The sequence below is a fragment of the Actinomadura macra NBRC 14102 genome, assembly GCF_001552215.1.
GTDB classification, from domain to species: Bacteria; Actinomycetota; Actinomycetes; order Streptosporangiales; family Streptosporangiaceae; genus Spirillospora; species Spirillospora macra.
Genome location: NZ_BCQT01000011.1, coordinates 338,640 through 359,073, shown reverse-complemented (window position 1 = coordinate 359,073; position 20,434 = coordinate 338,640). Strand labels below are relative to the sequence as shown.

Sequence of the window (20,434 nt, the reverse complement as noted above, 5' to 3'; positions counted from 1 at the left end):
GCACGGCCGCCGTCCCGCGTCAGTCGCGCTTGAGCTTGCGGTGCGTCACCCGGTGCGGACGGGCGGCATCGGCGCCCAGGCGCTCGATCTTGTTCTTCTCATAGTCGGCGAAGTTGCCCTCGAACCAGAACCAGTTCGAGCCTTCCTCCCAGGCGAGGATGTGCGTGGCGATCCGGTCGAGGAACCACCGGTCGTGAGAGGTGATCACGGCGCAGCCGGGGAACTCCAGAAGGGCGTTCTCCAAGCTGGACAGGGTATCGGTGTCGAGGTCGTTGGTCGGCTCGTCCAGCAGCAGGACGTTGCCGCCCTGCTTGAGGGTCAGCGCCAGGTTGAGGCGGTTGCGCTCGCCACCGGACAGGACGCCCGCCGGCTTCTGCTGGTCCGGCCCCTTGAAGCCGAACGCCGCGACGTACGCCCGGGACGGCATCTCGACCTGGCCGACGTTGATGTGGTCGAGACCGTCCGAGACGACCTGCCACACGGTCTTCTTCGGGTCGATCCCACCTCGGCCCTGGTCGACGTACGACACCTGCACGGTCTCGCCGAGCCGCAGAGCGCCCGCGTCCGGCTTCTCCTCCCCCACGATCATGCGGAAGAGGGTGGTCTTGCCGACGCCGTTCGGACCGATCACACCGACGATGCCGTTCGGGGGCAGGTTGAAGGTCAGGTCGTCCATCAGGACCCGGTCATCGAACCCCTTGGTCAGCTTGTCGGCGACGATCACCGTGGTGCCCAGCCGCGGACCCGGCGGGATCTGGATCTCCTCGAAGTCCAGCTTCCGGGTCTTGGCCGCCTCGGCCGCCATCTCCTCGTACCGCTCCAGGCGGGCCTTGGACTTCGTCTGCCGCGCCTTGGGGTTCGAGCGGACCCACTCCAACTCGTCCTGGAGGCGCTTCTTGCGCTTGGCGTCCTTGTTGCCCTCGACCTTCAGCCGGTCGGCCTTCTTCTCCAGGTACGTGGAGTAGTTGCCCTCGTACGGGAAGCAGCGGCCGCGGTCCAGCTCCAGGATCCAGGTGGCCACGTTGTCCAGGAAATACCGGTCGTGCGTCACGGCCAGGACGGTGCCCTCGTACTTGGCGAGGAACTGCTCCAGCCACTGCACGCTCTCGGCGTCCAGGTGGTTGGTGGGCTCGTCCAGCAGCAGCAGGTCGGGCGCCTCCAGCAGCAGCTTGCACAGCGCGACCCGGCGGCGCTCACCCCCCGACAGCTTCGCGACCTCGGCATCGCCCGGCGGGCAACGCAACGCGTCCATCGCCTGCTCAAGCTGGCTGTCGAGATCCCAGGCATTTCGATGGTCGAGCTGCTCCTGCAGCTTGCCCATCTCCTCCATGAGCTCGTCGGAGTAGTCCGTCGCCATCTTCTCGGCGATCTCGTTGAACCGGTCGACCATCGCCTTGGTCTCGGCGACGCCCTCCTGCACGTTCCCGAGGACGGTCTTCTCCTCGTTCAGCGGCGGCTCCTGCTGCAACATCCCGACGGTGAACCCGGGCATCAGGCGCGCATCGCCGTTGGACGGCTGCTCCAGGCCGGCCATCATGCGCAGCAGCGTCGACTTACCGGTGCCGTTCGGCCCCAGAACACCGATCTTGGCACCCGGAAGGAAATGCAGGGTGACGTCGTCCAGGACGACCTTGTCGCCGTGCGCCTTGCGCACACGCTGCATCGTGTAGATGTACTCGGCCATCCCTCAAGACTAGAGGGTCAGGCTAAGTGTTTTTCACGGTGTCTATTGCACTGCCCTCGGCCTCGGGCGCCAGGGCGCCCTCCTTCAACGGACACTGCGGTGATCTCGGTGTTCATCGCACTGCCCTCGGCGTCGGGCGCCAGGGCGCCCTCCTTCAACGGACACTGCGGTGATCGCTGCATCGCTCCGACTCGCCTGGCGGCTCGCTTCGCGATCAGGCCCTCGCTTCGCTCCTCCCTGGCTTCGCACGCGATCACACGCGCGGCACATCCGGCACGCAATTCTGAGAGAAGCGCACGCCCCGAACAGCAACACACAGCCGTTCGGCTCGCTTGGCGCCTTCCTTCGTGATCGGATTCCGGCTGCGCTCGTGCTGGGCGCCGTCCCTCGCCTGGGACGCCCTGGTTCTAGGCTTCTGACGCCTTGGGGGGGCCGTCTAGTGCGGGCAGGCATACCCGGTCGCGGCCGGACGACTTCGCCCGGTAGAGCGCGAGGTCGGCGGACGCGAGGAGCTCGATGAGATCCTCGCCGTGCGTGCGGAGCAGGGAGACGCCCACCGACACCGTGACGGCCACCGTCCCCTCCTCCGCAGGCACCGCCAATCGCCGTACCCTGCCGCGCAGTCGCTCCGCCACCCTGCACGCCTCGACGGTGTCGGTGCCGGGTAGCAGCACCACGAACTCCTCGCCGCCGAATCGTCCGACCACGTCGTAGTCACGAAGCTGGTGGCACAGGGTGCTTGCCACCCCGACCAGCACCTGGTCGCCCACAAGGTGCCCGTGGGTGTCGTTCACCCGCTTGAAGTGGTCGATGTCGATCAGCAGCAGGGCGAGCGGGTCATGCGTGCGCTGCGCCCGGGACAGTTCGGTGCCGGCCTCTCGCTGCCAGGTCGCGGCGTTCAGCAACCCGGTCTTGGAATCCGTACGCGCGGCGGCCTGCAACTGCTGGTGCATCAGGCTCCGCTGCAACAGCATGACCGGAGGCAAGGCCAGCAGGAGCAGCCCCAGCGTCACCGCACTCGTGATCGCCACGAGCATTCCGACGCACAGTTCCACCACGTCCAGCAGCAGGCTCTCCCGTGTCCACAGGACGTCCCGCCACCGGCCCTCAGGGTTGTCCGCGTGTGCCGCGACGGCGACCAGCGCCGAGTTCGCCACGGCGAACAGCGCCGCACAGCCCACCGCCGCCGGAATGCCGGGATAGGCGTCGACCAACCAGGTGGGCGGACCGTCCAGGGGGTCGCTGACCACCAGATGGAACACCGTGGACGCGCAGGCGCCCGCGATGCCCAGCGCGGAGGCGACGAGCACCCTGCGGTAGACGAGCGTCCGGCGTACCCGGAACTGCAGCAGCGCCTGCAAGGGCACCGGCATCAGCAGCGCGTACACCGGCGGCAGCAGCAGCGCGACCGGCAACCACCACGCCGACAGCAGGTCGCGTCCGACCCCGGCCGGCATGCCGAGCCGCCGCGTCGCCTCGATGCACACCGCCCCGCAGGCCACCAGCGAGGCAAAGGTCAGCAGATCGTTGAACTGCGGGGACGTGCCGAGCAACCCCGCCGCGATGAGCCCGAGATGGACGGCGACGACCAGCGGCACGTAGACCATGAGCAGGGACAGGCGCCCTGGAAACGCTCGGCGCCGGGGTTTGCGGGCCAGTTCCCCACCGCGATCCTCGGCGGACGACTGCACAGCCGTCATCCTTCCCCCTTACACGCATCACGTTGTGTAACACGATAGTTGCAACGTGTGCGGAGCGGGCGCGAAACGGGTACCTTCAGAGGCGCACATGCGGGGTTGGCCGCTTGAGGCACCCGCACCGGGGCCGCGGACTCGCGGACCTCAGCACATCCTGAGGGGGAACTTCACTATGCGCGGCGTTTCCTGGATCTAGGCAGGCCGCAGAACCCCATCGGTGCGGGGGCGCCACCAACAACCATCGACCCGGCGACGCCCCCGCTCCCCCATCCGGGCTCCGTCCCGCACCCGCCACGGTCCCTGGACTCCAGACCCGAAAGCACCAGAACCGCAAGGCTCATCAGCACTTTCCACCTGTCCCGACCGCACCTTTCGTTACCCCTGGCTCCGGCGCGAGCGCCGGCTTCGCTCGGCGCAGCCCGATGATGGAACCGGTTTCGAGGCAGGTGTCGGATCGGGTCGGTCGTGTTCGTAGACGCAGTGAAGCCGCCCGCCTGAGGCGGCGTGGGGCAAAGGAAAGGGAGACCACCATGAGCGCCACCTTCACCGTCGACTTCTTCTGCAGCCTGGACGGCTACGGCATGGCCACGGGTTGGCCCGGATACTGGGGGAAGGAGGGCCCCGAAATCCGCGAGGACCGGGTGCGCACCTTCGCGCAGGACCAGGTGCTCGTCTTCGGCGCGACGACGTTCCGGCAGTTCCGGAAATTCGTGGTCGAGTATGACGAGCCCTACTACGACAGCCTGAACGAACTGCCGAAGATCGTGTTCTCCAGCACGCTCGAAGAGCCGCTCGGATGGCAGAACTCGACGGTTCTCGACGAGGACGCGGTGACGGCGATCGAACGCCTGAAGCGCACCACGGACATCCCGATGCGATCGCACGGCAGCATCTCGCTGAACCGCGCTCTGCTCGCCGCCGGCCTCGTCGACCGTCTCGAGATCCTCATGTTCCCCGCCGTCTCAGGTCGTGCCGGCCAGGCGGCCCTCCTCCACGACGGGGCCGAGCTCGACCTGGAGCTCATCGAGTCGACCGTGCTTGACGGCCGGACGCAGAAGCTCGTCTACATCCCGCACCTCCACGGAGAGATCCCCGAGGGCGTCGGGCCGCAGCGCCGAAACGCGGACTAGACGGTATGACGTCACCGGCGGCGTGGCAGCGTGACGTGGCGCGGCCACGGCGGGATCGTGCCTGGCTTGTCGCGAGTCAGGACGTACCTGCGGTGGCCGCAGGCAGAGGACAGCCCCTGGTCGACCGTGCGCCGTACTTGCCGAGGGCGCGGGTCGAGGACACCATGCGACACGCTGGGGCCGGCGTGCCCGAACACAAGTACTGCGCTGACATGTGGCGGTCTCTTGCCTGTCGGCGGCGATCAGGCGCGGGGGCCCAGGAACAGGCCGCCGCTTGCGTCGATGACTTGGCCGGTGATCCAGCGCGCAGCGTCGGAGGCGAGGAAGGCGACCACGTCGGCCACGTCGTCGGGGCCGCCCAGCCGGTCGAGCGCCGTCGTCGCGGCGATGAGGTCGGCCAGGCCCGGTGCTTCGAAGACCGACCCGTTGGTCGCCGTCCGGGTGGCGCCGGGCGCGACCGCGTTCACCGTGATCCCCCGGGCTCCGAGCTCGTTGGCCAGGGTCCTGCTCATCGTCTCGACCGCGCCCTTCGTCATGGCGAAGGACGTCTGGGCCGGGTTGGCCATCCGGGTCGCCACGGACGAGATCGTGACGATGCGGCCACCGTCGGGGAGCAGCGGTAGGGCTCGTTGGATGATGAAGTACGGCGCGCGCACGTTCACCGCGAAGAGGTGATCGAACTCCGTTCGCGTCGTGGTTGCGAGCGGGCCGGCGGGCGCGGCCGCCGCGTTGTTGACGAGGATGTCGAGCCGTCGCCCGTCCAGGACCGTCTCGACCCCCGCGAAGAGCGTCTCGACGTCGCCCTCCACGCCGAGTTCCGCTCTGACGGCGAACGCGGTTTCTCCGGTGCGCTCGATCTCGGCGACCGTCGCCTTCGCGCCGTCCTCGTCGGTGCCGAAGTGCACGATGACCCTTGCCCCGTTCGCGGCGAGCCGGTTCGCGATCGCCTGCCCGATGCCGCGGGATGCCCCGGTCACGAGAGCCGTCCGGCCGGTCGGATCACTCATGCTTCATCACCTCGATCTGCTAGTGACTACCAATCTGGTAGTCACTACCACTGCGGTAGTGTCTACCACATGCCTGACCAGCACTCAACATTGCGCGCGCAACGGCGAGCCGAGACGCAGCGCATGATTCAGGCGCACGCGGTGCGGCTTTTCACCGAGCACGGCTACGACGCCACGACCGTGACCGACGTCGCCGAGGCCGCGGGTGTCTCGCCCATGACCGTGTATCGGCACTTCCCGACGAAGGAGGACCTCGTGCTCCTCGACCAGCGTGGCCGGCTCGTCGCCGAGCGGATCCTGGCATCGTCGGCCGCGCAACCCCTGGTCAGCCGTATCGGCGGCGCGCTCATCGACGCGGCCGCGACGTTGGCCGGTGGCGGCGAGGGACACGGCCTGACGGCGGATGAGCAGTTCCTGCTTGCGCGCCTCCGGCTCATGATCTCGACGCCGGCCCTGCGTGCCAAGCATCTGGACAACAACTACGCCCTTCAGCAGGCGATCGTCGATGCCCTGGGGGACGATGACACCGACGCCGACACCGCGTTCCGTTTCCACGTGGCCGCGAGCGCCTGCCTGGCCGCCCTGCACACGGCACTGGTGCGGTGGGCCGAGGACGACGGCCGGACCGAACTGCCCGACGTGATCGCGAAAGCGCTTGCCGCCGCCTTCGGCGATGACTTCGCCGGCACCGGCCTGGGTGGGTGATGCGCCAGCGCGGCGTCTGGTCCGCGGGACACTAGGCGGCTTGTTTGGCCTCCTCTTCGGTGGAGGGTGTCAGGGCCCATTGATCGGCGGCCTCTCGGGCTTCCTGGCGGTCCTCGTCGGTGAGGGCTCCGCCGCGGTGGACGGGGCGGAAGTCGGCGGTACCGCGGCTGAGGTCGTGGCCGACGGTGGTGGCCTCGATCTCGGCGGAGAAGCGCCATTGGCCGTCGCGTTCGTACTGGCGGATGCGGAGCCGGCCGGTGACCAGGACGGGATGGCCGCGCTGGAACTCAGAGGCGTTGATGTTGTCGGCCAAGCCGCGCCAGCAGTTGACGGTGAGGAACATGGTGTCGACGTCCTGCCACTGGCCGGTCTGGCGGTCATAGCGGCGGGGCGTGCAGCCGACTCGCAGGGACAGGAACGGGGTGCCGTTGGCGGTCACGGAGTAGTAGGGCTCCGCGGCAATCCAGCCGATGATGGTGATGTGCGCTTCGTTCATGATTCCTCCGTTGCTCTCGCTGACGAGTTCAACGGTGGCGCAGTGGTGAAGCGGGCGGAAGCCGTCTCGGCAATTGTGGATAACTCAGCGGCCGGTGCGGCCCAGGGCGGTGTCGACGTCGCGTCGGAAGCGTGCGTAGAGCTCGAGTTCGGCGGTGACGGGGGCCACCACCTTCTGCTCGGCGACGCGCTCGATGCCCTCGTTCATGTGAAGTTCCATCTTGTCGCCGTGCTTGGCGGACGAGAGGGCCACCAGATTCCGGCAGGCGGACGACGTGAGCCAGCCCATCCCCAGAGTGCAGACGACAAGAACGGCGACATAGGGGATGAGGCCCGCCTCTCCGACGAGGCCGGGCGGGTCGTCGCCGCCCGCGTCCAGGAGGCCGTAGACCACGAGGAGGCCGATCCACGCGACGCTGAGGACGGCCACCAGGACGAGGAAGTACTGCCAGGTCTTGATCAGCCACCACCAGCGCGGCACCTGGTTGAAGGTGGGCAGCGCCGCCTTGAGGGACTCGCCGAGGGCCTCGGGGATCTCCACGGCGTGAGAGCGTGCGGCCGCCCGGACAGAGCGCACCCAGGGCGGGGGCAGTTCGGCGGCGACGCCGTCGGTGACGGTGTGCAGGGCGTTGTCGACGTCGCCCTGCTGGGCGCCGATCGGGCCGGTGAAGGCGTTGCGGAGTTCCTCGCGCAGCTCGGTGAGGCGCATCCGGCGCAGCGGGTCCGAGCGGAGGCGGTCGATGAGGGCGGCGACGGGCCAGCCGACGAAGTCGGCGGCGCGCAGCTCGTAGGCGCTCTCCATCGCCTCGGCGACGGCGGGCGCGCCCGCGGCGTCGGTCAGGGACTGGACGAGTTCCAGCTGCCGGTCTTCCTCGATGGTGACGGGAGGCTCGGCGGTGTAGCGGTGGACGGCGAACCGCTCGGCGACCCTGTCGACGTCGGCGGACAGCCGCTCGCTGCGGGCACGGCGGGCGGCGACGGTGTCGACGAGGATGTCGCGGAAGCCGGTGACGCCGTCCTCGCTGACCGCGGAGGTGGTGACGACGCGCGGGTGGGTGAGGCCCTCGGCCTCCAGCAGGCGGCGCAGATCGGCCGCGCAGTCCTCGATCTCGTCCGGGCCGAGACGGTCGACCTGGTTGAGGACGATCAACGTCACGCCGGTGTGCCGGGCGAACGGGACGATGTAGTTGCGGTGCAGGGCGGCGTCGGCGTACTTCTGCGGGTCCACGACCCAGACGAGAAGGTCGGCGATGGTGACGAACCGGTCGACCTCGGCGCGGTGCAGGGCCTGGATGGAGTCGTGGTCGGGCAGGTCCAGCAGGACGAGACCCTGGAGGGAGCTGTCGGCCCGCTCCATGTCGAGGGCGCTGGCGCGGGCGTAGCGGTGGCGTTTCTCCACGTCGAGCCAGTCGAGCAGGGGCCCGGCACCGTCCAGGCCCCAGACGCAGGCGTGCGCCTTGGACGTCATCGGGCGGCGTACGCCGGTGGGCGACAGTTCGAGCCCGCAGATCGCGTTGAACAGCGACGACTTGCCGCTGCCCGTGCCGCCGGCGAGGGTCACGACCGTGTGCTCCCCCGACAGCCGCAACCGCTGCCCGGCGCGGTCGAGCAGCGCGCCGGCGTCGTCGAGCAGCGGCTGGTCGAGCCGGCCCCTTCCGACCTCGACGAGCCGGTCGAGGCCGTCGAGGCGCTCGGTGAGACCGGGCACCTGCACGGTGGGCACGGCGGGGCCGGCCACGGGCGTCCCGAGGATGGGAGCGCCGCCGGGGCCCATGGGCGAGTTCGCGGGGATGGCCGAGGTGGTCATCGGGCAACCTCAAGGTTGTAGGTGGCCTGGTAGAGCTGGACCGGAACGGTTTCGTCCGGGATGCCGGCGGCGTCGAGCGCCTGCCCGAACCTGATCGCCTCCTCGTCGAACAGCATCCCGATGCGGCTGCGCAGGTCGGCGCGGGCCTTGGCGCCCATGCCGCGCAGCGACTCCGCGCCGAACAGCGCCTTCAGGAGCCGCTGCGGGACGGCGCTGTTGCCGCCTTCGACGGCGACGTCGGAGGTGCCGTAGCCGAGCAGGCCGATCATCAGGACGAGGGAGACCGCCTCGGTGTCGAAGGAGACGAGCTTGGCGACCGAGCGTTTGGTCACCCCCTCTGTGCGGATGAGCTCCTGGACGTGGTCTTGCCAGGAGCTGACGGCACGGGTGACGCGGCGGGACAGTTCAGGGGAGACACCGCCGAGCGCCGCGGCGGGCCCAGCCATGACCTCGCCCCCGGCGGGGTGCTCGCGCCAGCGGGCGAGGACCTGCTCGGCGCCGTGCTCGGCGGACGCCAGGATCAGCGATTCGAGCCCGCTGCGCAGCGCGGCCTTGAGCGCGCGCACACGGGCGGGGCTCCGGTGGCGCCGGCTGGCGGCGCGTCCGCGGCGCGCGCGCTGGACGTGCAGCGCGCGCAGCAGGTCGCCGGTGCCGGCGAAGTCCTGCCAGCGGGCGAGGACCTCGCCGCGCAGCAGGGAGCCGTTGCGGGTGGCCTCGTCAAGCTCGGCGAGGACGGTGGCGTAGGCGGCCTCGACCTGCCGGGCCAGGTCGGCACGCTGCTCCACCTGCGCCTCGACGTGCCTGGCGATCTCGGGGACGCGGGTGCGGAGGCTGTCGAGGACGCCCGCGAGGGTGTCACTGACGACGATCTCGCGGTCCTCGGTGTCCTCGGCGACGCCGACGAGCCAGGCGCGGATGTCCGCGACGGCCTCCTCGGGGAGGCGGCTCTCCTCGATCCGGGTCTCGGGGACGGTGAAGCGCCGCGCGTCGCCGACCTCGTGCTCGTCCAGCATCTCGCCGAAGTGCTGGACGACCTCGGCGCCGCCCCAGCCCACCTCGCCCGAACGGTCGTCCGGGCCTTCGCTCTGCGGGATGCGGGACAGCACGACGCCGATGGTGGCGCCGTTCTCCTTGGCACGCTGGAGCATCTGCCACACCTGCGCGTCGGCGTACCGGGCGGCGGTGGTGACGCACAGCCACAGGTCGGCCGCCGCCATCAGCTTGGTGGCGAACTCGTAGTGGTCCTCGAAGACGGAGTCGAAGTCGGGGCTGTCGAGCAGCGCGAGCCCGGGCGGCAGGACGTCGGTGCTGATGACGACGAGCTGGTCACCGGCGATGGCGTCGGGGGCGGGCCCGCGGACGCGGCCCATGCCGGGCAGCAGCGGCCCTTCCAGGAACCATTCGGCGTGGTCGGGATGGCAGACGAGGATGGGGCTGCTGGTGGTGGGACGGAGCACGCCGGTGGCGCTGACACGGGCCCCGACCAACGTGTTGACCAGCGTCGACTTGCCCGCGCCGGTGGACCCGCCGAGCACCACGAGCATGGGGGTGCCCGCGGCCTGGACGCGCGGGAGGATGTAGTCCTCCAGCTGGCCCCGCAGTTCGGCGCGGGCCTCGCGCGCTTCCTCGACGTCCGGGACGTCCAGGACGAAGTCGAACGCGCCGAGCTGATCGCGGAGCGTGGTGAGCGCTCGGATCAGCTCGCCCTGCCGCACCGTCCCTCCACCGCGGGCCGTGCCGGACGTCCGTGCTCCTGCACCGCGTGCCCCTTCACCGCGTACTCCCTTGCCGGTCTTGACGGGCCCGGTCTTCACGGGCCCGGTCTTCACGGGCCCGGTCTTGGCGGCCCCGCGGGACCTGACACGCTCGGTTCTGCCGGCCGCCGGCTTCTCAGGCTCCGGCTCGGGCTTGTCGGGCGCGGGCCTCTCCGTGCCCGGCCTCTCCGTGCCCGGCTTCTCCGCGTCTGCCTTCCCCGTGCCGGGCTTCCCCGCCTGGGCCTTTCCGGGCGCGGACGTCCCCGCTTCCGGTCGCCCGGCCCTCGGCTCCGGGGCCTTCGGCTCCGGCTCGTCAGGCGCGGGCTTGCCCGCCTGGGGCTTACCGGGGGCGGGCTTACCGGGCGCGGGCTTCCTGGCCCGGGAGGTCCGGGGCTTGGGCTTCGGGGCCTCGGGCTTCCCGGCCGCCGGCCTTCCGGCCTCGGGCTTGTCGGGTTCGGGGTTTCTGGGCTCGTTTCCGGGCACCGCGTCACCACCGGGCGCGTCGTCGCCGGGCGCCGCGGAGTCCTGGACCCCGCCTCCCGGGCCGGCGCCCGCCTCCTCGTCGTGAACCGCGCTCTGTTCTGCCGGGGGTGTCACGGATCCCGTCCCATGTCGGCTCGAATCATGTCGATCTCTCGTGCCACGTCGACCACGTCGCCGACGACCACGATCGCCGGGGGCCGGACTCCCCCGGCGGCCATCTCGTCGGCCACCGTTCCCAGCGTCGCCGTGAGCGTCCGCTGGCCTGGAAGGGTACCGTCCTGGATCACGGCGACCGGCGTGTCGGACGACCGACCATAGCGCATGAGCGCCGGTGCGATCAGCGCCATTCGCTCCACGGCCATGAGCAGGACGAGCGTGCCGTTCGCGCGCCCCAGCGCCGCCCAGTCCACGGTGGACTCGGCGTGGCCCGGCGGGACGTGTGCGGAGACGACGTGGAACTCCTGCGCGATGCCCCGGTGGGTGACCGGGATCCCGGCGGCGGACGGCACGGCGACGGCGCTGGTGATCCCGGGAACGACCGTGACGGGGATGCCGTGCCGGGCGCAGTGCAGCGCCTCCTCGCCGCCCCGCCCGAACACGAACGGGTCGCCGCCCTTGAGCCGGACGACGAACTTGCCCTGCCGCGCCTGCTCGACCAGGTGGTCGTTGATGCGTTCCTGGGTGACGGTACGGCCGTAGGGGATCTTGGCCGCGTCGATCACCTCCACGTCGTCGGCGAGCTCGTCCAGCAGCGAGCCGGGTGCGAGCCGGTCGGTGACGACGACGTCGGCCATGGCCAGCAACTGCCGCCCCCGGACGGTGATCAGCCCCGCGTCGCCGGGACCGCCGCCGACGAGGGCGACGCCCGCGGGCTTGCGCCGGGAGTGCCGGGACTCAAGGCCCCCGTCGCGCAGCCCGTCCACCACCGCGTCGCGGATGCCGGCCGCGCGCCGTGGATCGCCGCCGAGCAGGACCCCGACGGTGACGTCGCCGGCCTGGCCGCTCGCGGGCGTCCAGGCCGGGGACGACTCGGCGTCGTCGGCCCGGACGGCCCAGATCCGTGCGGCGTCGGCCTCGGCGACCACGTCCCCGTTGACCTTGGCGTCGTCGGTGACGGCCTGGACGAGCCACGCTCCCGCGCAGTCGCCCCGCTTGTAGGGCCTGCGGTGCCATTGGACCCGGCCGGCGTCGATCAGCCCCTCCAGGGAGGCGGTGACGTCGGGCGAGACGAGCACGACGTCCGCGCCGGCGGCCAGCAACGCGGGCACGCGCCGCTGGGCGACCCGGCCCCCGCCGACGACGAGGACGCGTCGCCCGCCGAGTCGCAGACCTAGCAGGTACGGGGGCACGTGGTGATTCTCACGATCGGATGTTCGGGGCGGCTCATGGACGCCGGTGACGGAGACCTGTCTTTGTGGAACAACGGTACTCGTGTTGGGGAGTCCATGGAGAGGGCCTCTGGCCAGTCGATAGCCGAGCGTGACTCATTCCGTGATCATGTCGTTACTGTGTCCGGCCTCTTTGCCGCTGACTCCGGCCGAGTCGAACGTGGCGACCTCGTGCAGGACCCGGACAGCGCCCTGGACCAGCGGCAACGCCAGCAGTGCGCCCGTCCCCTCGCCCAGCCGGAGCTCCAGGTCGACCAGCGGGCGCAGGCCGAGCGCCGCGAGTGCGGCGGCGTGGCCGGGCTCGGCCGACCGGTGGCCCGCCACGCAGGCGCCGATCACCTCGGGGCACAGCGCGGCGGCGGCGAGCGCGGCGGCCCCGGCGATCACCCCGTCCAGCACGACCGGGACGCGCAGCGCCGCGGCCCCGAGGACGAACCCGGCGATGGCGGCGTGTTCCAGCCCTCCGACCGCCGCGAGCACCTCCAAGGGCTCCCGCGCGGATGTGGCGCTCGTGTCCGACGCCTCCGACGTGTCGGACGTGTCGGCGGGAAGAAGCCCGTGGCGCGAGAGAGCGGAGCGGACGACCTCGATCTTGCGGGCGTGGGTGGCGTCGTCGATGCCGGTGCCGCGGCCGGTGACCTGTTCGGGCGGCAGGCCGGTGAACGCGGCGATCAACGCGGCGGACGCGGTGGTGTTGGCGATCCCCATGTCGCCGGTGACCAGGCAGCGGGCGCCGGCGGAGACCAGGTCGCGGGCCACCTCGATGCCGGTCTCGACGGCACGGCGGACCTCGTCCATGGTCATCGCGGGACCGCGCGTCATGTCGGCGGTACCGGCGGCGATCTTGCGCGGGAGGAGCCCGGGCGCGGCGTCGAGCTCGGCGGCGACACCGATGTCCACGACGCTGACCTCGGCTCCGACCTGGGTGGCGAACGCGTTGACGACCGCGCCTCCGGCGAGGAAGTTGGCCACCATCTGCGCGGTGACCTCCTGGGGCCAGGGAGTCACGCCCTGGGCGTGAACGCCGTGGTCGGCGGCGAAGACGGCGACGGCGGCGGGCTCGGGCAGCGGCGGCGGGCACTGCCCGGCCAGCCCGGAGAGTCGGACCGACAGATCCTCCAGGACGCCGAGAGAACCCGGCGGCTTGGTGAGGCGGGCCTGGTGGTCGCGGGCATCCCGGATGGCGGCCTCATCGGGCGGCTCGATCGCGGCGACGGTCTGTTCGATCAGGTTCACGACGTCCTCTCCGGGCAGCCCACGCTGCCCATACTCCTCCTCGTGCACCGCCCAGGCGAGGGGACGGCGGCGGGCCCAGCCGGTCAGCGCGAGCATCGGCGCGGGCGGGAACGCGGCCACGGTCCCGGCGCACAGGTAGGCGATGATCTCAAGGTGGGCGGGAAGCCCCAGTTCGACAGCCAGTTCCCGCTCGTCGAAGAAGCTCACCCATCCCACGCCGAGCCCCTCGGCCCGTGCGGCGAGCCACAGGTTCTCGACGGCACAGGCGACGGAGTAATGCGCCGTCCGGGGCTGGACATGACGTCCAAGCGGGTTCCGTCCACCCCGAGTGGGATCACACGTGACGACGATGCTGACCGGGGCTTCGCGGATGGCCTCCACCTTGAGCCCGTCGAAGCGGGCGGCGCGCGCGGGCGGCAACGTGGCCGCGTACAGGGCGCGCTGCTGTTCGGCCAGTGCCCGGAGGCGTTCCCGCTTGGCCTCGTCCCGGATGATGAGGAAGTCCCACGGCTGGGTCAATCCGACCGATGGGGCCCGGTGGGCCGCCTCTAGGACGCGGGTCAGGACGGCGTCGTCCACGGGATCGGGAAGGAACCCGTCGCGTATGTCGCGCCGATCGGTGATGACACGGTAGACGGCCTCACGCTCGAATTCGTCCCAGGGTGCGCTAGATGCCGAGTTCACCGAGCACCTTAAGCAGCGCCTCGTTGGACGCACGGTCGCGCACGGCGATCCGCAGCCAGTCCTTGCCGAGCCCTGGGAAGGTGTCTCCGCGCCGGACGGCGTAACCGCGCTGGCGTAGCAGGGCCCTGATGCCCAGGGCGTCCGGCACACGCAGGCACAGGAACGACGCGCGCGCTTCGGGCACCACGTAGAGGCCGCGTGCGGTGAGTTCGGCCGCCAGCCGGTTTCGTTCGGTGGCCAACCGGACGGCCCATTCCTCGGCTTCGGCGACCGCGTCCGGTGTGGAGCACGCCTCGATCGCCACGAGCGCGGGCGTGGAGACGGCCCAGAGCGGCTGCACCTCGGCGAGCCGCGCCGTCAGCCGGGGGTCGGTCAGGACGTACCCGGCGCGCAGCCCGGCGAGCCCCCACGTCTTGGTGAGGCTGCGGATCACGGCGATTCCGGCGGGCAGGCGCGTGGCCAGGGTCTCCGGCTCGCCGGGGACGCAGTCCATGAACGCCTCGTCCAGCACGACGGTCCGGCCCGGCCTGGCGAGCGCGGCGACGGTGGACGCCGGATGCAGCACGGACGTCGGGTTGGTCGGGTTGCCGATCACGACGAGGTCGGCATCGTCCGGGACGACGTCGGGGTCGAGGGTGAAGTCCTTGCCGAGCACGACCCGCTCCACCGCATGTCCGGCGGCCCGGAGCGCGGCCTCCGGCTCGGTGAACTGGGGGTGCACGACGACCGCCCGGCGCGGCTGTAGCACCCGCGCGAACAGGACGAACGCCTCCGCCGCACCCGAGGTGAGCAGGACCTCCTCGGCGGCCCTCCCATGGCGCCGCGCGACGGCCCGGCGGGCGGGACGCGGGTCGGGGTAGGCGGCCAGTCCCGCGACGGAGGCGCGCAGCCGCTCGGCGAGCCAGGCCGGGGGCATCCCGGTCCGCACGTTGACGGCGAAGTCGGCGAGGCCGTCGCCGACCTCGGCGTCCCCGTGATGGCGCAGGTCCACCTCGTCCGGTGCCCCCATCAGCTCGCCGCCTCGTGGTAGAGCAGCGCGTTGACGGCGGCCGCGGCGACCACCGAACCGCCCTTCTCCGAGACGTTGCTGAGCTGCGGCAGCCCGCTGGCGCGCAGCGCCCGCTTGGCCTCGGCCGCGCCGACGAAGCCCACCGGCGTCCCGATCACCAGTGCCGGGCGCACCCCGCGCTCGATGATCTCGACGATCGCCTCGGGCGCGGATCCGACCGCCCAGACCGCGCCGGGCCCCACCTCCGCATACGACAGCCGGACGGCGGCGGCGGAGCGGGCGATCCCCGCGGCGCGCGCCATCCGGGCGGCGGCGGGGTCGGTGGCGTGGCAGAGCGTCTCGCGCGCACTGATTCCGGCGGCGACCATGCCCTCGTCGGTGACGATCGGCGCCCCGGCTTGCAGTGCGGCCCACCCCTGCCCGAGGAAGTCCTCCGTGGTGACCAGGTCCACCGCGTACTCCAGGTCGGCGGTGGCGTGGATCACCCGCTCGGCGACGGCGCGCCAGAGCGGCGGCATCGGCGACAGGTCGACGCGGGAGCGCAGGATCTCATACGACCGGATCTCGATCGGATGGGGCTGGCGTACGGTCACTGAGCCTCCAGGCTGATCACGGCGATCCTCGATGTCGCCGGTCGTTGTGCTTCGTTCCATCCGGGCTTCGTTCCACGTCGGGCACCAGGGTGTCACGGGTTGCCGGACATCACGCTTTTGGACGAGGTTTGTCGGACTTGGTGCCTACCACCGCCGTTATCGGGGATGGCGGTGGCGACAGCGGCGGTGACGTGTGCGGAGCGGCGCTTCAGCACCACGAGGTGGGCCTCTCCCGCGCCGAGTGGACGGGCCGCCTGGACGGCCGCCGCCTCGGCGATGCTGGCGGTGCCCGTCCGTGCCCGGACGGCGTCGGAGGGATGTGGCACGTCCACCCGCGCCAACACGGCCACAGGGTAGGTGACGAGCGGGAGTCCCCGAGCGGCGGCGGCGGCGCGCAGCAGCGGCTCGGCGGCCCGCCCGTCCGCGGTCGCCACGCAACGGACCTCCTGTGATGCCAGTCCGGCCACGGCGAGGACGTGATCGATCAGGTCGCCGACCTCGCGGACGCTCGCCCCGCTCGACGCGCCGATACCGATCGCTGAGGCTTCCGGGCCCGGTGGGAGCCCCGGTGCCCTGATCACGGTCACGGTCCGCAGTCCTTGATCGGGATCGTCTCTATCGGGCGGACGACCTTCGGCTCACGCGGCCCGGGGACGCGGCCGCCCCGCTCCGCCCAGACGACGATCGCGGATCCGCCCGGCTCGGCCCCCGGGCTCAGAGGGTCGGCCTGGAGCCGGACGGCGCCGGTGGTGAAGCCCCGCCCTGCCAGGGCGTCGATCATGGCCTGCGTCCACTCGGCGCCCGTCTCCTCGGCGTGCGCTATGGCGACCACCCTGCTCAGGGTCTTCGCCGCGCACGCCCCGAGCGCCGCGGGACCGCCGCGTCCGGCGAACACGGCGTCGGGCTCGGGAAGATGGTCCAGGACGGACGGGACCTCGCCGCGCGAGACCGCCACCCTCACGCCGTGCGCGCGGACGCTCTCCCGTATCCGTTCACACGCCGCCTTGTCGCTCTCAACGGCGACCACGGCCGCACCGAAGCGCGCGCACTCGATGCCCACAGAGCCATCACCCGAACCCACATCCCAGACCATGTCGCCGATGCGCGGCCCCAACCGGGCCAGGACGAAAGCCCGGATCTCGGGTGTCAGCGCGGTCCTGCCACCGAACGCCTCCTCGGGCAAGGCCCATCCGGGCGGCCCCAAGCTGGCGCCGGAAAGCCAGTCCGTTCCCTCTGAGGGACGCCGCTCGTCCAGGACGAGGACCACTTCCGGGTCGTTCCACGGACGGGTGGTGGCCTCGGCCGGACGGACGTGCACCACGCGCTCTCTAGGCCCGTCCAGGTCTTCGCAGACCACGAACGAACGCGGGGTCTGCGGGAACAGCGCGCGCGCTAGTTCCGCGGGTCCCGAGCCAGGACTCGTCAGCACCGCCACCTTGGGATGGGCACGGCACACGTTCACCGCCCGCCTGAACTCGTCGGCGGACACGACGATCGCGTCGTGTCGGGAGAGTCCGGCGCGGGCGAAGGCCAGCGCCGCCAGGGAGGCGCGGATCATCGCGCCATCCGCCCGAACATGCCGACCATGCGCTGCCCGGTGGCGTCGACCAGCACGACCTGCGCGGCGATCGGGCTCGCCGCCCAGCCCGCGGCCGCGGCGGCGCGGCGTTCCAGCTCACCGGCGGTGCGGCGGCACAGCTCCCGCCCGCACGGCCCGAGTCTGCCCGCCGCCTCCCACAGCTCGTAGGCGCGCAGGGCCGTGGGGTCCGCCGCGATCTCGGCGGCCAGCGCGCGCCCACCGTCCATGTCCAGGGTGATCGAGTCGAAAACGCCCGCGGCGCCCGCGACGCCCGCGACGCATCCGGCGATCGCTGCCTGCTCGTCCATCCCGGCGATCAGGACGACCTGGGTGAGGCCGTGCTCGACCGCGCCCGGCAGTTCCTCCAGGTCGGCGGGAATGAAGCAGGCGTCCGGCAGCTTGGGCAGCATCCGGCGTGCCGTTTCGCCCGCGCCCTTCCCGTACATCACGAGGGTCGTCTCGCCCTGCGCCGCCACTCTCGACGCCGCGTCCAGCGTGGTCATGCCCGTCCCTCTCCCTGGTCGTGGGCGACGAGCCTTCCGGAGGCTCCGCCGGTCGCCGGCCGGGACTCACCGGGGTCGTGGGGAACGGCCGGCGCCTCCGGCCGCAGATCCGTCGCGATCATGCTGAAGACGACCATGTCCTCGTGAGCGCCGCCGGGGCCGCGCTCGGCTCCCCGCGCCACCCCTTCGCGGTGGTAGCCGGCCTTCTGCGCCACACGGATCGAGGCATGATTGGTGACCAGGGCGCGCAATTCCACCCGAAAGAGTCCGCATTCCTCTAGTGCCCAGCGCGACACCAGCGCGAGAGCCTCCGTCGCGTATCCGTGCCCGCGCGCGCTTGACCGCATCCCGTATCCGACCTCGCATGTGAGTTGCTTCCAGTCGACCCGGAATAGCCCGATGGTTCCGGTGAGGCGACCAGTGTGCCGGTCGGTCACGGCCAGGTGAATCCCTACACCAAGCCGCTGGACGTTGTGGACGCCCTCCCGGAGAAACCAGGCAAGGGGCTGGGCCTCCAGTCGGTTCGGGAAATTGGGCGGAAGGAAGTCCTCCCCGGCCCGGATCACCTCGATCACGTCGGCGGCGTCGTCCAGGTCGAACGGGCGCAGGACGAGCCGTTCGCTCTCCAGGCGGACGCTCCGCTCGAAGGCGTTCACACGCGCTCCCCTCCACAGGCGCCGACCAACCTGCTCGCGAGCCAGGGCGACCCGGCCCAATGCAAATGCAGGTAGGAGGCGACACACCCACCCTTCACGAAACCCTCCGGACCGGACGTGGACCACTGCCACGCCGCCTGCCACGGCCTTCCAACCCCATGACTCGGTTCCGTTACCGTGCGATGGAACTCGTGACCGCGCAGGCGCTCCCCCGTCCGAGCGACGACCGAATCGGCCACCGCCACCGCGGCACGATAGCCCAGCGTCAGGCGCGGGGCCATGGTCGCTCTGACGCCATCCAAGACGCCGCACATCGGCGCACCGTCCAACTCCTGCACGAGATATAGAAGACCAGCGCATTCGGCGTACACAGGACGCGACGCCTTCGCGAAGTCCCCGATTTCCTTACGCAACGGCCCGTTCGCCGACAGTTCGGCTGCATACACCTCCGGGAACCCACCGCCAATGACCACGCCACGGGTTCCCACGGGGAGAGACTCGTCGCGCAATGGATCGAACCGGACGACCTCCGCTCCGGCCGCGTCCAGCAGTTCCTCGTTCTCCGCATAGCCGAACGTGAACGCGGGACCACCCGCGACCGCAATGCGTGGCCTCTCCCGGAGAGCCGCATTCCCCGCCACCGCATCGGACGGGTCCCACGGCGTCGCCGTCAACGCGGGGGCTGTGCGGGCCAGCGCCAGCACGGCGTCCAGATCGCAGGACGAGGCGACCAGCGCGCCCAGCCGTGCGACGGCGTCCACCGCGTCCGCGCGGCGCTCAGCGGCGGGCACGAGGCCCAGATGGCGGGACGGCGTCGCCGCGTCCTCATGGCGGCGCAGCGCACCCAGCACCGGCAGTCCCAGTTCCGCCACGGCGTCGCGGCACATGCGCTCGTGCCCGTCCGAGCCCAGCCGGTTGAGGATCACGCCGCCGACCCGGGCCGTCCCGAACGAGCGGAAGCCGTGGACGAGCGCCGCCACCGAGCGTCCCGCCGCCGCCGACGCGTCCACGACCAGCACGACCGGGGCGTCCAGAAGCGTCGCGACGTGCGCCGTGGAGGCGTAGTCGCCACCACCCAGAGAACCTGGCGCGCCCAGACCGGGCGAGTTCAGACCGGTCGCCCCGTCGTACATGCCCATGACGCCTTCGACGACCGCCACGTCCGCACCCGCCGCGCCATGCAAGAAGAGCGAGGCGACCAGCCCCTCGGACGTCAGCCAGGGATCGAGGTTGCGTCCGGGACGTCCCGTGGCGAGCGCGTGGTACCCGGGATCGATGTAGTCCGGCCCCACCTTGTGCGGGGAGACCTCCAGGCCGCGACCGGCGAGCGCGGCCATCAGCCCGGTCGCCACGGTCGTCTTGCCGCTCCCCGACGAGGGCGCGGCGATGACGAGCCGCGGGACGGTCACCACTCGATGCCCTTCTGACCTTTCTGTCCGCGGTCCATCGGATGCCGCACCTTGCCCATCTCGGTGACGAGGTCGGCGATCTCCACCAGCCGCGGGTCGGCGTCCCGCCCGGTGATCACGACGTGCTGGTTGCCGGGCCGGTCCCGGAGCGCGGCGACGACGTCCTCGACGTCCACCCAGCCCCACTTCATCGGATAGGTGAATTCATCCAGGACATAGAGGCGATATGTCTCGGCGGCAAGGTCACGCTTGATCTGCTCCCAGCCTTCGCGGGCGTCCGCCTCATGGTCGGCCTCGGTGCCGGGCCGCTGGATCCACGACCAGCCCTCCCCCATCTTGGACCAGAACACCGGCCCGCCCTCGCCGGTCTCGTTGTACAGGCGGCCGAGCGCGAGCAGCGCGTTCTCCTCACCGATGCGCCATTTGGCGGATTTGACGAACTGGTACACCCCGATCGGCCAGCCCTGGTTCCAGGCGCGCAGCGCGAGCCCGAACGCGGCGGTCGACTTCCCCTTGCCGGGACCGGTGTGCACCATCACCAGCGGCCGGTTGCGGCGCTCCCGCGTGGTCAACCCGTCCTCCGGCACGTACTCCGGCTTGCCCTGCGGCATCTCA

18 protein-coding genes are annotated in these 20,434 nt (G+C 71.3%); 2 read left to right on the top strand and 16 right to left on the bottom strand.

The genetic code is table 11. The annotated features are described in order from the left end of the window. Positions 1-19: 19 nt before the first annotated feature. Both ettA and AMA02S_RS21300 read right to left on the bottom strand, forming a co-directional pair. Complete coding sequence (gene ettA, locus AMA02S_RS21305; protein ID WP_067461104.1) at positions 20-1,684, bottom strand: energy-dependent translational throttle protein EttA; 1,665 nt, start codon at positions 1,682-1,684, stop codon at positions 20-22. 407 nt (positions 1,685-2,091) lie between these two features. Then, the gene (locus AMA02S_RS21300) at positions 2,092-3,384 is read right to left on the bottom strand and encodes a GGDEF domain-containing protein (protein WP_067461103.1); all 1,293 of its coding nucleotides are present in this window, start codon (positions 3,382-3,384) and stop codon (positions 2,092-2,094) included. Between the two features lie 527 nt (positions 3,385-3,911). On the opposite strand from AMA02S_RS21300, the gene AMA02S_RS21295 reads away from it, so the two are divergent. After that, the gene (locus AMA02S_RS21295; protein ID WP_067461102.1) at positions 3,912-4,511 is read left to right on the top strand and encodes a dihydrofolate reductase family protein; all 600 of its coding nucleotides are present in this window, start codon (positions 3,912-3,914) and stop codon (positions 4,509-4,511) included. Between the two features lie 242 nt (positions 4,512-4,753). Here the strand turns inward: AMA02S_RS21295 and AMA02S_RS21290 are convergent, their stop codons facing one another. Continuing rightward, complete coding sequence (locus AMA02S_RS21290) at positions 4,754-5,518, bottom strand: SDR family NAD(P)-dependent oxidoreductase (protein WP_067461101.1); 765 nt, start codon at positions 5,516-5,518, stop codon at positions 4,754-4,756. Positions 5,519-5,587: 69 nt separating this feature from the next. Between AMA02S_RS21290 and AMA02S_RS21285 the strand changes: the two genes are divergently transcribed. Continuing rightward, positions 5,588-6,223 (top strand): TetR/AcrR family transcriptional regulator, encoded by a 636-nt coding sequence (locus tag AMA02S_RS21285; protein WP_067461100.1) that lies wholly within the window; start codon positions 5,588-5,590, stop codon positions 6,221-6,223. Positions 6,224-6,254: 31 nt separating this feature from the next. Here AMA02S_RS21285 and AMA02S_RS21280 read toward each other — a convergent pair whose 3' ends face one another. The 13 genes from AMA02S_RS21280 to cobO form a co-directional block, all read right to left on the bottom strand. Beyond that, positions 6,255-6,719 carry a single-stranded DNA-binding protein gene (locus AMA02S_RS21280; protein ID WP_067461099.1) on the bottom strand — a complete coding sequence of 155 codons (465 nt, stop codon included), beginning with the start codon at positions 6,717-6,719 and terminating at the stop codon, positions 6,255-6,257. A gap of 84 nt (positions 6,720-6,803) precedes the next feature. Further along, positions 6,804-8,525, bottom strand: a complete 1,722-nt coding sequence (locus AMA02S_RS21275) for a GTPase family protein (RefSeq protein WP_084265434.1) — start codon at positions 8,523-8,525, stop codon at positions 6,804-6,806. Next, positions 8,522-10,876 carry an AAA family ATPase gene (locus tag AMA02S_RS21270; RefSeq protein WP_245667694.1) on the bottom strand — a complete coding sequence of 785 codons (2,355 nt, stop codon included), beginning with the start codon at positions 10,874-10,876 and terminating at the stop codon, positions 8,522-8,524. The genes AMA02S_RS21275 and AMA02S_RS21270 overlap by 4 nt, the downstream gene beginning before the upstream one ends. Next, positions 10,873-12,111 (bottom strand): uroporphyrinogen-III C-methyltransferase, encoded by a 1,239-nt coding sequence (gene cobA / locus AMA02S_RS21265; RefSeq protein WP_067461098.1) that lies wholly within the window; start codon positions 12,109-12,111, stop codon positions 10,873-10,875. Before cobA ends, AMA02S_RS21270 begins: the two co-directional genes overlap by 4 nt. 135 nt (positions 12,112-12,246) lie before the next feature. After that, on the bottom strand, positions 12,247-14,070 hold the full coding sequence (gene cobT, locus AMA02S_RS21260) for a nicotinate-nucleotide--dimethylbenzimidazole phosphoribosyltransferase (protein ID WP_067461097.1): 1,824 nt from the start codon (positions 14,068-14,070) through the stop codon (positions 12,247-12,249). Next, complete coding sequence (cobC, locus tag AMA02S_RS44285; protein ID WP_067461096.1) at positions 14,054-15,079, bottom strand: Rv2231c family histidinol phosphate aminotransferase CobC; 1,026 nt, start codon at positions 15,077-15,079, stop codon at positions 14,054-14,056. The genes cobT and cobC overlap by 17 nt, the downstream gene beginning before the upstream one ends. Then, entirely contained in the window at positions 15,079-15,672 is a 594-nt protein-coding gene (locus AMA02S_RS21250) for a precorrin-8X methylmutase (protein ID WP_067461095.1), read from the bottom strand. The genes cobC and AMA02S_RS21250 overlap by 1 nt, the downstream gene beginning before the upstream one ends. A 92-nt stretch (positions 15,673-15,764) precedes the next feature. Next, on the bottom strand, positions 15,765-16,259 hold the full coding sequence (locus AMA02S_RS21245; RefSeq protein ID WP_067461094.1) for a cobalamin biosynthesis protein: 495 nt from the start codon (positions 16,257-16,259) through the stop codon (positions 15,765-15,767). Beyond that, the gene (locus AMA02S_RS42040) at positions 16,256-17,230 is read right to left on the bottom strand and encodes a hypothetical protein (protein WP_067461093.1); all 975 of its coding nucleotides are present in this window, start codon (positions 17,228-17,230) and stop codon (positions 16,256-16,258) included. Before AMA02S_RS42040 ends, AMA02S_RS21245 begins: the two co-directional genes overlap by 4 nt. Next, positions 17,227-17,754: a hypothetical protein gene (locus AMA02S_RS21235; RefSeq protein WP_067461092.1), complete on the bottom strand. Its 528-nt coding sequence runs from the start codon at positions 17,752-17,754 to the stop codon at positions 17,227-17,229. The genes AMA02S_RS42040 and AMA02S_RS21235 overlap by 4 nt, the downstream gene beginning before the upstream one ends. Then, positions 17,751-18,410, bottom strand: coding sequence for a GNAT family N-acetyltransferase (locus AMA02S_RS21230; RefSeq protein WP_067461091.1), 660 nt, complete (start codon positions 18,408-18,410; stop codon positions 17,751-17,753). The genes AMA02S_RS21235 and AMA02S_RS21230 overlap by 4 nt, the downstream gene beginning before the upstream one ends. Further along, positions 18,407-19,822 carry a cobyrinic acid a,c-diamide synthase CobB gene (locus AMA02S_RS21225; RefSeq protein WP_067461090.1) on the bottom strand — a complete coding sequence of 472 codons (1,416 nt, stop codon included), beginning with the start codon at positions 19,820-19,822 and terminating at the stop codon, positions 18,407-18,409. The genes AMA02S_RS21230 and AMA02S_RS21225 overlap by 4 nt, the downstream gene beginning before the upstream one ends. Beyond that, positions 19,816-20,430: a cob(I)yrinic acid a,c-diamide adenosyltransferase gene (gene cobO, locus AMA02S_RS21220; protein ID WP_067461089.1), complete on the bottom strand. Its 615-nt coding sequence runs from the start codon at positions 20,428-20,430 to the stop codon at positions 19,816-19,818. The genes AMA02S_RS21225 and cobO overlap by 7 nt, the downstream gene beginning before the upstream one ends. Between the last annotated feature and the right edge of the window lie 4 nt (positions 20,431-20,434).

What these genes read in the sequence shown, in the direction of transcription:
- ettA (WP_067461104.1), bottom strand. Translation starts at nt 1,684, where the DNA reads ATGGCCGAGTACATCTACACGATGCAGCGTGTGCGCAAGGCGCACGGC.
- AMA02S_RS21300 (WP_067461103.1), bottom strand. Translation starts at nt 3,384, where the DNA reads ATGACGGCTGTGCAGTCGTCCGCCGAGGATCGCGGTGGGGAACTGGCC.
- AMA02S_RS21295 (WP_067461102.1), top strand. Translation starts at nt 3,912, where the DNA reads ATGAGCGCCACCTTCACCGTCGACTTCTTCTGCAGCCTGGACGGCTAC.
- AMA02S_RS21290 (WP_067461101.1), bottom strand. Translation starts at nt 5,518, where the DNA reads ATGAGTGATCCGACCGGCCGGACGGCTCTCGTGACCGGGGCATCCCGC.
- AMA02S_RS21285 (WP_067461100.1), top strand. Translation starts at nt 5,588, where the DNA reads ATGCCTGACCAGCACTCAACATTGCGCGCGCAACGGCGAGCCGAGACG.
- AMA02S_RS21280 (WP_067461099.1), bottom strand. Translation starts at nt 6,719, where the DNA reads ATGAACGAAGCGCACATCACCATCATCGGCTGGATTGCCGCGGAGCCC.
- AMA02S_RS21275 (WP_084265434.1), bottom strand. Translation starts at nt 8,525, where the DNA reads ATGACCACCTCGGCCATCCCCGCGAACTCGCCCATGGGCCCCGGCGGC.
- cobC (WP_067461096.1), bottom strand. Translation starts at nt 15,079, where the DNA reads ATGGGGGCACCGGACGAGGTGGACCTGCGCCATCACGGGGACGCCGAG.
- AMA02S_RS42040 (WP_067461093.1), bottom strand. Translation starts at nt 17,230, where the DNA reads ATGATCCGCGCCTCCCTGGCGGCGCTGGCCTTCGCCCGCGCCGGACTC.
- AMA02S_RS21235 (WP_067461092.1), bottom strand. Translation starts at nt 17,754, where the DNA reads ATGACCACGCTGGACGCGGCGTCGAGAGTGGCGGCGCAGGGCGAGACG.
- cobO (WP_067461089.1), bottom strand. Translation starts at nt 20,430, where the DNA reads ATGCCGCAGGGCAAGCCGGAGTACGTGCCGGAGGACGGGTTGACCACG.